This window comes from Burkholderia metallica (assembly GCF_001718555.1).
GTDB lineage: Bacteria > Pseudomonadota > Gammaproteobacteria > Burkholderiales > Burkholderiaceae > Burkholderia > Burkholderia metallica.
Map to the genome: position 1 here is coordinate 845,908 of NZ_CP013403.1, position 14,076 is coordinate 859,983.

The following is a 14,076-nucleotide window of genomic DNA, read 5'->3' on the forward strand; positions in this document are numbered from 1 at the left end:
GGCGGGTACAATCCGCGCCATGGAAACTTATGACATCGCCGTGATCGGCGCGGGTGCGGCCGGGATGATGAGCGCCGCGGTGGCCGGGCAACTCGGTCGCCGCGTCGTGCTGATCGATCACGCGCCGCGGCTCGCCGAGAAGATCCGCATCTCGGGCGGCGGCCGCTGCAACTTCACGAACCTGTACGCGGGCCCCGACAACTACCTGTCGTCGAATCCGCATTTCGCGCGCTCGGCGCTGGCGCGCTATACGCCGCGCGACTTCCTCGGGCTGCTCAAGCGCCATCACGTGACCTGGCACGAAAAGCACAAGGGCCAGCTCTTTTGCGACCATGGCAGCGACGCGATCATCGACATGCTGAAGCACGAGTGCGACGCGGGCGGCATCGCGTGGCGCCGGCCCGTCGTCGTCGACGCGGTGCGTCACGCGCCGGCCAACGGCTTCACGCTCGACACGCAGCAGGCGGGGACGATCGGTGCGCGCGCGCTGATCATCGCGACCGGCGGTCTGTCGATCCCGAAGATCGGCGCGACCGACTTCGGCTACCGGCTCGCGAAGCAGTTCGGCCACAAGCTCGTCGATACGCGGCCCGCGCTCGTGCCGTTGACGTTCGCGCCGCAGGACTGGGCGCCGTTCGCGGCGTTGTCCGGCGTATCGCTCGAAGTGCGCGTATCGACCGGCGACAGGAAGCGCGGCGGCGAATTCGTCGAAGACCTGCTGCTGACCCATCGCGGCCTGTCCGGGCCCGGCATCCTGCAGATTTCGAGCTACTGGCAGCCCGGCGACCCGATCCGCGTCGACCTGCTGCCGCAGCGCGACACGGTGGCCGACCTGCTCGATGCGAAGCGCACGTCGAAGCGCCAGATCGGCTCGCTGCTCGCGGACTGGGTGCCGTCGCGCCTCGCCCATGCATGGCTCGACACGCACCGCGTGGCCGCCGACGCGCGGCTCGCCGACCTGCCCGACAAGACGCTCCGTCAGATCGGCGACGCGCTGTCCGGCTGGACGCTGACGCCGAACGGCACCGAGGGCTACAAGAAGGCCGAAGTGACGAAGGGCGGCGTCGATACGCGCGAGCTGTCGTCGTCGACGATGATGAGCGCGCGCGTGCCGGGGCTCTTCTTCGTCGGCGAGGCGGTGGACGTGACGGGCTGGCTCGGCGGCTACAACTTCCAGTGGGCATGGGCGTCCGGTACCGCGGCCGGGCAGGCCGCGGCGGAGTACGCGCGCGGCGCCTGAGACGCCGCGCCGGCGCCGTTCTGGCGGGGCCCGGCCCCGTGCCTTTAGGCAATCGCTCTGCTATACTCGGTAGTCTTTCCCTGCAAACCTTTATTCGTGTCGGATCATGACGATCATTCGCGTTAAAGAGAACGAGCCGTTCGAAGTTGCAATGCGTCGCTTCAAGCGCACGATCGAGAAGAATGGTCTGTTGACCGAGCTTCGCGCGCGCGAGTTTTACGAGAAGCCGACCGCAGAGCGCAAGCGCAAGAAGGCTGCTGCGGTGAAGCGTCATTACAAGCGGATTCGCAGCCAGACGTTGCCGAAGAAACTGTACTGAACGATTGGGCGCCGCGCGGTTCGCTGAGCGGCGCACCGGCGACTCCGTGCGGTCGCGGAAGATCATGCATGATCGCGCGACCGATCAGGCGAGCCGCCGATGCCGGATTCGAGCAACCCGCTTGAGACATTGTCCCAAGCGGGTTTTTGTGTTGACGCCCTTTGGCGGGCGTCGGATTCACGTTTCCTTCCCGGGTGAAAGATGAGTTTGAAAGAGCAGATCAGCGAAGACATGAAGGCCGCGATGCGCGCGAAGGAAAGCGAGCGCCTGGCAACGATTCGCTTGCTGATGGCCGCGATCAAGCAGCGCGAAGTCGACGATCAGGTCACCCTCGACGACGCGGGCATCACGGCCGTGATCGACAAGATGATCAAGCAGCGCAAGGATTCGATCAGCCAGTTCCAGGCGGCCGGCCGTGACGACCTCGTCGCGAAGGAGCAGGCCGAACTGGTCGTGCTGAGCGGCTACATGCCCGAGCAGCTGTCGGAAGCCGAGGTGGCTGCCGAAGTCCAGGCCGCGGTCGCGCAGACGGGCGCCGCCGGCCCGCAGGACATGGGCAAGGTGATGGGCGTGCTGAAGGGCAAGCTTGCCGGCCGTGCCGACATGACGGCCATTTCCGCGCTGGTCAAGGCCGCGCTTTCGAAGTAACACCGGTTTCTCCGGCGCGCGCCGTGCGGGCGCCGGGGGTGTCGTATTGTCTTTTTTTCGCTCGATCCCACGGTGATTCCGCATTCGTTCCTGCAGGATTTGCTGAACCGCGTCGATATCGTCGACGTGGTGGGCCGGTACGTGCAGCTCAAGAAGGGCGGCGCCAATTTCATGGGGCTGTGCCCGTTCCATAACGAGAAGAGCCCGTCGTTTACCGTCAGCCCGACCAAGCAGTTCTATCACTGCTTCGGTTGCGGCGCGCACGGCACGGCGATCGGCTTCCTGATGGAACACGCGGGGCTCACGTTCCCGGAAGCGGTGCAGGAGCTCGCGCAGTCGGTCGGGCTGACCGTGCCGCACGAGCCGTCGATGCGCGGCGGCGGTGGGGGCGGAGGCGGTGGCGGCGACTATCCGGCGCCGGTGTCGAAATCGGTCGCGACCGCGTTGTCCGACGCGATGACCGCCGCGTGCGACTACTACCGCAAGCAGTTGCGCGGCGCGACCGTCGCGATCCAGTACCTGAAGAACCGGGGCCTGACCGGCGAAATCGCCGCGCGCTTCGGGCTCGGCTATGCGCCGGACGGCTGGCAGAACCTCGAGGCCGCGTTTCCCGACTATCGCGACGAGTCGCTCGTCGAGGCGGGGCTCGTGATCGTCAGCGAGAAGACCGATGCGCAGGGCGTCGCGCGCCGCTACGACCGGTTCCGCGAGCGGATCATGTTCCCGATCCGTAACGTGAAGGGGCAGGTGATCGGTTTCGGCGGACGCGTGCTCGGCAGCGGCGAGCCGAAGTACCTGAATTCGCCCGAAACCCCGCTGTTCAACAAGGGCAGCGAGCTGTACGGGCTATTCGAGGCGCGGCTTGCGATTCGCGAGCGCAAGTACGTGCTGGTCGTCGAAGGCTACATGGATGTCGTCGCGCTCGCGCAGCTCGGGTTCCCGAACGCGGTCGCGACGCTCGGCACCGCATGCACGCCGATTCACGTGCAGAAGCTGCTGCGCCAGACCGATACGGTCATTTTCAGTTTCGACGGCGATTCGGCCGGGCGGCGGGCAGCCCGGCGCGCGCTCGAGGCCTGCCTGCCGCACGCCGGGGACAACCGCACGATCCGGTTCCTTTTTCTGCCGGCCGAGCACGATCCGGACAGCTACGTGCGCGAATTCGGCGAGGCGGCGTTCTCCGAGCAGATCGAGCGCGCGATGCCGCTGTCGCAATTTCTGCTGAACGAAGCAATTTCCGGCAAGGCGCTCGATCAGCCGGAAGGCCGCGCGAAGGCGCTGTTCGATGCGAAGCCGCTGCTGCAGGCGCTGCCCGCGAATGCGTTGCGCGCGCAGATCATGCACATGTTCGCCGACCGCCTCGATATCCCGTTCGAAGAGGTCGCGGCGCTGTCCGACGTCGATACGCGGATCGCGCCGCCGCCGCGCCAGGCGCCCGCGCGCAGCGAGCGGCGGCGCGTGACGGACAGCGAAAAGCGCGCGCTGCGCACGCTGGTGATGCATCCGCGCATCGCGTCGCAGCTCGACGACGAGCAGATTGCGACCCTGCGCGCGTTGCCGCGCATCGGCGAACTGTTCGCGGAAGTCGTCGAGCATGCGCGCGCGCTGGGCGACGGCGCGGAATTCCGGCTGCTGTCGGATGTGCTGCGGACGTCCTCGAACGGCGCGACTTACGAGGAAATCTTCCGCGAAATTCTGGACTATGATGAAAACGTCCGCGACTTGCTGTTACAGAATCCGGAAGACGAGACGGTGCCCGAGCGGCAGCGCGAGCAGGAGCGGATCGCGGGGGAGGAACTTCAGGCGGCGGTGCTCAAGATGCGTTACGACGCCTGCTGCGACCGGCTCGACAGGCTGGCGCGGCAATCCGCCTTCACACCCGAGGAATTGGCCGAATTGACGGAATTGAACCAGCAGCGAACCGACATGAAGCGTCGGCTCGGGCTGTAGGCGGCCGGGGAGCTTAGAGAGGGTTCCCCAGCGTGCTATAATATAAGGTTTCCAGCGGTTTGTTTTCCAAGCAGAGGCGAGAATCGCGATGGCAAAGACGACAGGCGGAAAGAAAGCAACAGGCAAGGGCTCGACGGAGCCGACCAAGAAGGTCACAGCGGCCAAGTCTGCTTCTTCCACCAGGACGACGTCTTCAGCCACGACAGCCCCGGCAGGAAAGAAAACCGCGGCCGGCACTGCTCAGGCTGCGCCGGCACCGGCAGCCAGAACACGGGCTGCCGCCAGACCCGACTCCGGGCCGGCCAAGCCGGCGGCGAAGCGGGCAAGTGCGAAAAGCGCAAGGGACACGACTGCCGCCGCGGACGAAACGGCAGTACGTACTACTCATGCACCCACGGTTCAACCGGCTGTCGTCCAGCAGCCGCGAGTCGATATAGCCGGTACGGCGAACTCCATGACCAAAAAGCTGAACGAAGTATCCGTCGAAGACGACGCAAATCAGAGCGACGAGCAGCCCGCAGCGGCGGCTGCACCGGGCAAATCCAAGGTGCGCGATCGTCGCGCCAAGGAAAAGGCGCTGCTGAAGGAAGCGTTCGCGACGAGCACGCCGGGTACGGCCGAGGAGCTCGAAGAGCGCCGCGTGAAACTGCGCGCGCTGATCAAGCTCGGCAAGGAGCGCGGCTTCCTGACGTACGCCGAAATCAACGACCACCTGCCGGACAACTTCACCGAGACCGAAGCCCTGGAAGGCATCATCGGCACGTTCAACGACATGGGCGTGGCGGTCTACGAGCAGGCGCCGGACGCGGAAACGCTGCTCCTGAACGACAACGCGCCCGCCGCGTCGTCGGACGATGAAGTCGAAGAGGAAGCGGAAGTCGCGCTGTCCACCGTCGATTCGGAATTCGGCCGTACGACCGATCCGGTCCGGATGTACATGCGTGAAATGGGCACCGTCGAGCTGCTCACGCGCGAAGGCGAAATCGAGATCGCGAAGCGGATCGAGGACGGCCTGCGCCACATGGTGATGGCCATCTCCGCGTGCCCGACGACGATCGCCGACATCCTCGCGATGGCCGAACGCGTCGCGAACGAAGAGATCCGCGTCGACGAGCTCGTCGACGGCCTGCTCGATCCGAATGCGTCGGACTCCGCCGATACCGACGGCTTCTCCGCGAAGGAAGCGGAAGCCATCGAGAACGAGGACGAGGAAGCCGAAGAGGAAGAGGAAGAAGAGGAAGAGGAGGAAGACGACGGTGCCGCGCAGGCATCGGCCAACGCCGCCCAGCTCGAAGCCCTCAAGCGCGCGTCGCTCGAGAAGTTCTCGCAGATCAGCGAGTGGTTCGACAAGATGCGCCGCGCGTTCGAAAAGGAAGGCTACAAGTCGAAGGCCTACCTGAAGGCGCAGGAAACGATCCAGAGCGAACTGATGACGATCCGCTTCACCGCGCGTACCGTCGAGCGCCTGTGCGACACGCTGCGTGCGCAGGTGGACGAAGTGCGTCAGGTCGAGCGCCAGATCCTGCACATCGTCGTCGACAAGTGCGGGATGCCGCGTTCGGAATTCATCGCGCGCTTCCCGGGCAACGAGACCGATCTCGACTGGGCCGAGAAGATCATGGCCGAAGGCCATTCGTACAGCGCGGTGCTGTCGCGTAACGTTCCGGCGATCCGCGAACAGCAGCAGCGCCTGCTCGACCTGCAGGCGCGCGTCGTGCTGCCGCTGAAGGACCTGAAGGAAACCAACCGCCAGATGGCGGCCGGCGAACTGAAGGCACGCCAGGCGAAGCGCGAAATGACCGAGGCGAACCTGCGTCTCGTGATCTCGATCGCGAAGAAGTACACGAACCGCGGCCTGCAGTTCCTCGACCTGATCCAGGAAGGCAACATCGGTCTGATGAAGGCGGTGGACAAGTTCGAATACCGTCGCGGCTACAAGTTCTCGACCTATGCGACGTGGTGGATCCGCCAGGCCATCACGCGCTCGATCGCGGACCAGGCGCGCACGATCCGTATTCCGGTTCACATGATCGAGACGATCAACAAGATGAACCGCATCTCGCGGCAGATTCTGCAGGAAACCGGTCTCGAGCCGGATCCGGCAACGCTCGCCGAAAAGATGGAAATGCCGGAAGACAAGATCCGCAAGATCATGAAGATCGCGAAGGAGCCGATCTCGATGGAAACGCCGATCGGTGACGACGACGACTCCCATCTCGGCGACTTCATCGAGGACACCAACACGGTCGCGCCGGCGGATGCCGCGCTGCATGCGAGCATGCGCGACGTCGTGAAGGACGTGCTCGATTCGCTGACGCCGCGCGAGGCGAAGGTGCTGCGGATGCGCTTCGGCATCGAGATGAGCACCGATCACACGCTCGAGGAAGTCGGCAAGCAGTTCGACGTCACGCGCGAGCGGATCCGTCAGATCGAGGCCAAGGCGCTGCGCAAGCTGCGTCACCCGAGCCGTTCCGACAAGCTGAAGTCGTTCCTCGAAGGGAACTGATTTCCAGCGTCTCTGCTGCGAACGCCGTCGGCATCCGCGTGATGCCGGTGGCGTTCGTCTCCTTTGTTGTTACAATGCCGGCCCGGCGTCTTCGCCGGGGCGGCGCGTAACACGCTTCGCTTCTCATCAGGGCTTGTAGCTCAGCGGTTAGAGCAGTCGACTCATAATCGATTGGTCGCGGGTTCGAACCCCGCCGGGCCCACCAGATTTCATGCGCGCGCTTGCGCGGCATGCCGAAACCCGCGATGGCTTCATGCGTCGCGGGTTTTTCTTTGCGTGCACGCGTAACACGTGACGGGATCAGGAAAGTACCGAGAAGGCGCCGCACCACCATCAATCGAAGTATGCTGTGGCGCGGCCGTTTCACACGCAATACCGATTGCGGCCGAAGGCAAGCCAGACAGCCGCGCGATCCGTCCGGCGGCGAGAACAAACAGACATCGGCCGGGAGTGGGACGGCAATCATGATCATGCTGCGTACGTGGGGTGCGATTCTTTCGTTGCTGGCGCTCGTTGCATGCGCGAGCCTGCCGCCGCAGGCCGAGCGCACACCGACGCACGCATACACCGATACGGACGACACGCGGCTCGGCATCGCGTTCCGGCAGCAGGCCGCCGCCCATCCGGGGCAGGACGCGTTTCATCTGCTGACCGATCCGGTCGATGCGCTGGATGCGCGCGTGTTGCTTGCCGATCGCGCGGACCGGTCGCTCGACCTTCAGTACTACATCTGGCATGACGACCTGACCGGACACGAACTGGCCGACGCGATCATTCGCGCGGCCGATCGCGGCGTGCGCGTGCGTGCGCTGCTCGACGATCTCGGCACGAACGCGGACGACCGCAAGCTGCTCGAGATCAGTTCGCACCCGAACATCGAGATCCGGCTGTTCAATCCGGTCGCCACGCGCCGATTCAAGAAGATCGGCACGGTGTTCGAGTTCTCGCGCGTCAACCGGCGCATGCACAACAAGGCGATGATCGCGGACAACCAGGCCGCGATCGTCGGCGGCCGAAATATCGGCGACGAGTATTTCGGCGCATCGTCGATGCTGGAGTTCGGCGATCTCGACGTCGTCGTCCACGGCCCGGTCGTAAAGGACATCTCGACCGAATTCGACACGTTCTGGAATTCCCCGTACGCGTATCCGATCAGCGCGCTGGTCGGGCACGACGCGACGCCGGGCGGGCTGGATCGCGAGCGCGAACGGTTGCGCGACTACCTGCGGGCGATGGAGGACAATCCGTACGTGCTCGAGGCGCGGCAGCGGCTCGACCGGATCGTGCATGGGCAGGGCACGGAACTCTCGTGGGGCCGTGCGACGGTGCTGTACGACGATCCGTCGAAGATCGCGCATGCGCCGAAGGACAGCGCCGGGCACCTGCTGCCGCAGTTGCGGGCGCTCGCGTTGCAGCCCGAACATGACCTGCTGATCGTGTCGCCGTATTTCGTGCCGGGCAAGGAGTTCGTCGAGCGGCTGCGCGCGCTCACGGCGCGCGGTGTGCGCGTCACGGTGCTGACGAACTCGCTCGCGTCGACCGACGTGGCGGCCGTACATGCCGGTTACCGGCACTACCGAAGCGATCTCGTCGCTGCCGGCGTCCGGCTTTACGAACGGCGGCCGTCGGGCGACAAGAGCATTTCGAAGCAAGTCATCATCGGGTCGTCGCGCGCGTCGCTGCATGCGAAGACCTACGTGTTCGACCACAAGAGCATTTTCATCGGGTCGATGAATCTCGATCCGCGCTCGCTGAACCTCAATACCGAGATCGGCGTGTACTGCGAGAGCCCGGCGATTGCGTCGCAGGTGGCCAACGATCTGGAGACACGGCTCGATCGAATCGCGTGGCGGGTCGAGCCGAGGCCCGGCACGGCGGGCGGCGGGCAACTCAAGTGGATTCAGACCGATTCGGACGGCAAGGTCACCGAGCTCGATCACGAGCCGGAAGTGTCGCCCGCGCGGCGGATGGAAGTCTGGTTTCTCGGGCTGTTTCCGATCGAATCGCAACTGTGAGCGACGCTCAGCCGCGCGTGCGGCCGAGCTGTTCGATGACGGCCGCGAACTGCGTCGTCGCGGTCTCGATCGTCGCGTCGTTCAGGCCGGCGTATCCCAGCACGAAGCCGTTGTACGGCCGGCCTGCGCCGACCCGATAGCTGCTCAGCGACTGAAGCAGCAAGCCATGCGCGGCTCCCGCGCGGGCGACGTCGGTATCGTGCAGCGGCATCGCGAGATCCGCCGACAGATGCATGCCGCCCGGGCTTCCCCGAACGCGCAACGCAGTGCCGAGGTGGCGCGCGAGCGCCGCCTCGAGGCTGCTTCGCCGCTCGGCGTACAGCGTTCTCATCCTGCGCAGGTGGCGCGCAAAGAGGCCGGTGTCGATGAATTCGGCCATCGCGAGCTGATCGGCCGGGTGGCCGCGATGGACGAGTTCGCGCAGCGTTCGGGTGAAGCGTTCGACCAGCACCGGGGGCACCACCATGAATCCGAGCCGAAGGGCGGGAAACATCGTCTTGCTGAAGGTGCCGAGATAGCAGACCGGCGCGTCGGCTTGCAAGCCCTGGATCGCGGGCAGCGGCTGCCCGCCGTGGCGGAACTCGCTGTCGTAATCGTCCTCGATGATCCAGGCGCCGCACGCCCGCGCGCGTTCGACGAGCGTCGCTCGCCGCCGCGGGCTCATCAGCGCGCCGAGCGGGTATTGGTGCGACGGGGTCGTGTAGATCAGCTTCGGCGGCAGGGTGCGCCACTGCTCGTCGGTGGGCACCATTCCTTCCTCGTCGACCTCGATCGGGACGAGAGCCAGACCGGTCGACCGGAACGCGGTTCGGGCGCCGTTGTAGCAGGGATTCTCGAGCCAGCCGAATTCGCCGGGATTCGCCAGCATGCGGGCGCACAGTTCGAGGCTGCCTTGCGTGCCGTCGGTGATGAAGACCTGGCCCGTTTCGCAACGCACGCCTCGCGAGACCCGGATGTATGCGGCGACGGCGCGCCGCAGTTCGGGCAGTCCTTCGACCGGGCCGTAGGCGAGCTGCGCGGGCCGGATGACTTTCCACGCGCGCTCGATGCAGCGGCGCCATTGAGCGACGGGGAATTCGTCGAGCGACGGAAGGCCGGGCACGAACGGCAGCATGCGTTCGGGTTCGGGATCGGCGTTCTCCAGCCCGCGCACGCGCTCGGACAATTGAACCGGCGCCGTGCGGCTTTCGCGCGCTGCGGCCGAACGGTCGCACCCGTCCCATAGCGTGATCGTGCCGTTGCGCGTGGCCGCGACGAAGCCTTCCTCGGCGAGACGCTCGTAGGCATAGACCGCCGAATTGCGTGCGATCCCCAGCTCGGCGGCGAGCACGCGCGTCGACACGAGCCGCGTGCCGGGCGGGATTTGCCCGTCCAGCAGCAGGTCGCGCAGGCGCCGGTAGAGAGCTTCCTGCTGGCTGTGGCGCGTCGTGCCGTCCGGGCTGGCAAGCGACGAGATGAGCAGCGCGAGATCCATGAGCTGGTTCCAGAATTTATCGTTGAGCTGGTTCTTTTGAAGAGTCGGTGCGCGTCGTATCGTTCACGTTCTCGCGGTGCCGGCCGGCACGCGGGCGTTTCCGGCGATCGTCGCGGAAAGCGGAACGCGCGTATTTTGATCGATCTGGCGGGCGACTGTCGATGGGGCGATCGACCGCGCGTTCACGCATTGAAGTTGTGCGAGTTCGATTCCATTAACTTCGTAGTGCAAATATATTTCGAGCGGATGCCTGCAGCTTCCCGAACCGCAGGCCGCTCGATGCGCGTCAGCGCGCGCAAACAGGAAAACGAAACATGAAAGACCAGAACGTCATCCCGTCCACGTCACGCACCACCATTCGCAGGCTGCCGGAACTGGCGAATCGCGATCGCACGATGCTCAATCGCATCGTGGACGAAGCGTACGTATGCCACATCGCATTCGGTACAGGCGACGACACGCACTGCATCCCGACCGCGCACTGGAGACGCGGCGATGACCTCTACGTTCACGGGTCCAACGGCAGCCGGATGATCAAGGCGCTGTCGGCGGGCGCGCAGGCGTGCGTCGCGATTACGCTGCTCGATGGTCTCGTGCTGGCCCGGTCGGCCTTCAACCATTCGATGAATTATCGATCCGCGGTGATCTACGGGCGCTTCGACGTCGTGGAGGGCGGCCCGGACAAGCGAGCGGCGCTGGATGCATTGATGGAGAAGATCGCGCCGGGACGCACGCATCACGCGCGGCCGGGCAACGTGAATGAAATCAATGCGACCAGCGTGCTGCGGATCGCCCTTGCTGAAGCCGCGGTGAAAGTCGGCGATTCGATGCCGTCCGACAAGGACGAAGATCTCGCGCTCGCCGTCTGGACGGGAATCCTGCCGCTGAAGACGACGCGCGGCGCACCGGTTCATGCCGACCGCGACATGCCGGTACCGGACTACGTTCGCAACTGGGCCGAGTGATCTGCGGGGCCAAGACCGTGCGGTTTCGCGGTACGCGGCCGCATGCAGTGCGTGGGGCGATGCTGCCTTCGGGTCGAAGCGCGATTGCAGGGTTGACGCGTGCATCGCCGCGCCTGCTGCGCGCTCCGCGAGCTGGCGCGAAATGCAAAAACCCGCGACGGCCGGGCAGCCGTCGCGGGTCGTTCATGCGATCGGGTCCGGCTCCAAGCGTGCGCTACGGGCTGCACGCGGAACCGGGCGGTCGTCGATCCATCAGCGTGCGAAATCCGGCGTGCTCTGGATGAACGCGTTCAGCTTCGAGATGTTCACGCTGCCGAAACCGGTCGTCGCGTCCCAGCCTGCCTTCGCCTTGTAGCCGTAGGTGCCGCTGCCGTTGTTGCCGGACGTGACGTCGTGCAGCAGCGCCGCGTTGCTCGGGAAATACTTGTAGATGCTCGACGCGGGGAACCCGAGCGCATTGTTGTTCGCGGACTGCAAGCGCGCCCAGATGCCCGTGAAGATCGGTGCGGCGAGGCTCGTGCCGCCTTCGTTGTTCAGGTAGCCCGAGCCCCACAGCGTGTCGGACGTCTGGCCGTTCACGACGAGAATCGCACCGGTGCGCAGGTCCGCATCGAAGCCGACGTCGGGCAGCGCGCGCTTGGTCGATCCCGTGAGGCTCGACGATTGCCACGACGGCGCGGCTTCGTACTTGCTGTACCCGCCGCCCGTGGACCACACGGTGCCCGGCTGCCAGCTCGGATCGTTCCAGACGATCTCGCTGTTGTACGCGCGGGTCGACGTGTTGGTGAACAGCGTCGTGCCGCCCACCGCGATCACGTACGGCGACGTTGCCGGCTCGCTCACCGTGTAGGTCGAGCGCGACGGCGTGCCGCCCGCGCATTCGTACGCGCCGTGATCGCCGGCGGATACGGAGAAGGTCTGCCCTTGCGCGATCGCCTGCTTGAAGATGGTGTCGTCGGTTGCCTGCGAGCCGGTGCTGTTCGCGGACGATTCGCACACGCCGAGCGATACGTTGATCACTTTCGCGACGTTGTCGGTCACGGCCTTGTTGTACGCGGCGGTGATCGCCGTGAGCGTCATCGACGGCGCGACGTAGAACACGACCTGCTTCACGCTGCCGCCGGCCGCGCCGACGATCGACTGGCTGTCGAGGTTCCATTCGACGGTGCCGTCGGTGTCGGTGTACGAACTGCCGGACGGGCCCGTCTTCACGATGCTGCTGCTGATCGTGCCGAGGCCGTTGTTCGCGGCGAACGTATTGAGGTCGCTCACCGTCTGCGACAGATCGCCTTCGGAGATGATGCCGACGGTGGTCTGCGACGCCGTCGGCGTGCCGTCGCCGCCGTAGATCGACGAGAACTCGGTCGGGTTGTGGGGCACCGCCGATGCGCCGGACGGAATCGTCAGGTTGCTGGTGTTGCCCTGTGGCTTGCTGCCCGCGCCCGTGTGCATCAGCTCGACGTTCTGCAGCCCCAGCACCGCGCCCACGACGCCGCCGATCGCGTTCGGCACCTGCGCGGCGTCGGTGTTCGCATAGACGCTGCGGCCGTTGTGCGTGAAGCGCTTGAGCGTGGTGCGGAACGCGGACTTGACGGTCGCCGCGGTGCCGGACGCGGATACCAGCAGCCGGTTCGGCGCGACCACGATGTTCACGAAGCCCGCCTTGCGCAGATGGGCGACGACGGAGGCGACCTGCTGGTCGGTCGGCGCGTATTGCGCCGCGAACTGCGCCGGCGTGAGGAAGTGCCGGTAGTGCGGGGAACCGGGCGTATGCAGGTCGTGCAGGTACTGGTCGAGCTGTGCTTCGTTGCGCAGGTTCAGCCCGAGCACGATGTCCACCGATTCGCCGGGCGCCATCTCGATGGCCGCCGCCGCAGCGGCAGCCGTGCTCGCGGCAGGCGCACCGGCCGCACCGGCTTCGTTCTGCTGCACGAGCGGCAGGAAACCCTTGGTACGCGTTTCGGTCCAGCCGGCGGCAGGCGCGGCGTGAACGGTGGCCATGCCGCACGACGCGGCAGCGGCGACGGCGAATGCGAGCTTGACGAAGCGCTTGTGTTTTTGATTCTTGTCTGCAACCTGATTCATTTGAATTACCCCTCCGGTTGAACATCGAACGGCACGAACAACGACGGTCGACAGCGGCGCGGGTCATGCACCGCCGGTTTCTGTCGCACGCGTGCGGATGGCACGGACGCGACAGGGCCTTTCGCCCGATCCGGAAAGCGGTTTTTCTCCGGGGGCGAAATACGGAAAATGCGGTAACGAGAGGGCTGCGCCGCGATGCGATGCAGCCGCGCGGACAGCGCGCGGGCGGGATTGCTAGAGCAACAGTTTCGTTGTCCTGCTCATTTGATTCGATCCTTCGGCCTGCTGCCGGATGGCAGTCGTCCAGTGAAATGCATCGGGGTGTTGCATGCGCCGGCGAGAACGATACGGCCGGCGGCGAGCACGGCGGTGCAGCGGAAGCGAAAAAACGTAGAGCGGAAGCGCTTGCGTGGCGAGCAATTCGTCAGATTGACTGGATCGGACGGTATCAAGAACGAAAGCGCGGTGTCAAACTTTTTTTGATTATATGAAACTAAATTAAAGCGAATAAGTGAAATGTTTTTGAAACTATTGGCAGTGATTTGTAATATTCGCGCTCGGAAAAGAAAGGAAGGCCCAATTCGAATTGCCGATACTTTCTGGTTCGATGCGTAATTCGCGCGACGAGGCTGACCGTGTTCGAGGCATGACTCGAATTGCCGACGCGCTGCGGGTGACTCGGCGTAGTCGCTCGCCATCAGGATCTGGCGCTGGCGGCGCCCGATATCGAAGCAGATCTCGGCAGCGAAGGGGGCGCGTCTTTCTTCTCCCGATCCGGCTCGGATCGCGTTCTACCGGCCGCTCGACGATTTTTTCTGATTTCTTCGGGTGTACACAGGCGGGGCACGAGACGGGCTCCTTGCGCCGCGCATCA

General features: G+C 65.2%; 9 protein-coding genes and 1 tRNA gene. 8 read left to right on the forward strand and 2 right to left on the reverse strand.

Features of this window, described 5'->3' with window-relative positions; all coding sequences use genetic code 11:
* Nucleotides 1-19 precede the first annotated feature (19 nt).
* From WJ16_RS23560 to WJ16_RS23590, 7 genes are all read left to right on the forward strand, one after another.
* On the forward strand, nucleotides 20-1,240 hold the full coding sequence (locus tag WJ16_RS23560; protein ID WP_069259475.1) for a BaiN/RdsA family NAD(P)/FAD-dependent oxidoreductase: 1,221 nt from the start codon (nucleotides 20-22) through the stop codon (nucleotides 1,238-1,240).
* 106 nt (nucleotides 1,241-1,346) lie between these two features.
* Nucleotides 1,347-1,559 (forward strand): 30S ribosomal protein S21, encoded by a 213-nt coding sequence (rpsU, locus tag WJ16_RS23565; RefSeq protein ID WP_006479415.1) that lies wholly within the window; start codon nucleotides 1,347-1,349, stop codon nucleotides 1,557-1,559.
* A 201-nt stretch (nucleotides 1,560-1,760) separates the two neighbouring features.
* Entirely contained in the window at nucleotides 1,761-2,207 is a 447-nt protein-coding gene (locus WJ16_RS23570; protein WP_069259476.1) for a GatB/YqeY domain-containing protein, read from the forward strand.
* A 72-nt stretch (nucleotides 2,208-2,279) separates the two neighbouring features.
* On the forward strand, nucleotides 2,280-4,157 hold the full coding sequence (dnaG, locus tag WJ16_RS23575; RefSeq protein ID WP_069259477.1) for a DNA primase: 1,878 nt from the start codon (nucleotides 2,280-2,282) through the stop codon (nucleotides 4,155-4,157).
* Nucleotides 4,158-4,245: 88 nt separating this feature from the next.
* Nucleotides 4,246-6,663: an RNA polymerase sigma factor RpoD gene (rpoD, locus tag WJ16_RS23580; RefSeq protein ID WP_076606000.1), complete on the forward strand. Its 2,418-nt coding sequence runs from the start codon at nucleotides 4,246-4,248 to the stop codon at nucleotides 6,661-6,663.
* Nucleotides 6,664-6,792: 129 nt separating this feature from the next.
* Nucleotides 6,793-6,868: transfer RNA gene (locus WJ16_RS23585), tRNA-Ile, on the forward strand.
* Between the two features lie 259 nt (nucleotides 6,869-7,127).
* On the forward strand, nucleotides 7,128-8,678 hold the full coding sequence (locus WJ16_RS23590; RefSeq protein WP_069259479.1) for a phospholipase D family protein: 1,551 nt from the start codon (nucleotides 7,128-7,130) through the stop codon (nucleotides 8,676-8,678).
* Nucleotides 8,679-8,685: 7 nt separating this feature from the next.
* On the opposite strand, the gene pdxR is transcribed toward WJ16_RS23590, so the two are convergent.
* Complete coding sequence (gene pdxR / locus WJ16_RS23595) at nucleotides 8,686-10,152, reverse strand: MocR-like pyridoxine biosynthesis transcription factor PdxR (protein WP_069259480.1); 1,467 nt, start codon at nucleotides 10,150-10,152, stop codon at nucleotides 8,686-8,688.
* Between the two features lie 314 nt (nucleotides 10,153-10,466).
* On the opposite strand from pdxR, the gene WJ16_RS23600 reads away from it, so the two are divergent.
* The gene (locus WJ16_RS23600) at nucleotides 10,467-11,117 is read left to right on the forward strand and encodes a pyridoxamine 5'-phosphate oxidase family protein (protein WP_069259481.1); all 651 of its coding nucleotides are present in this window, start codon (nucleotides 10,467-10,469) and stop codon (nucleotides 11,115-11,117) included.
* A gap of 252 nt (nucleotides 11,118-11,369) precedes the next feature.
* Here the strand turns inward: WJ16_RS23600 and WJ16_RS23605 are convergent, their stop codons facing one another.
* Nucleotides 11,370-13,202 (reverse strand): S53 family peptidase, encoded by a 1,833-nt coding sequence (locus WJ16_RS23605; protein WP_069259482.1) that lies wholly within the window; start codon nucleotides 13,200-13,202, stop codon nucleotides 11,370-11,372.
* Nucleotides 13,203-14,076: the final 874 nt, after the last annotated feature.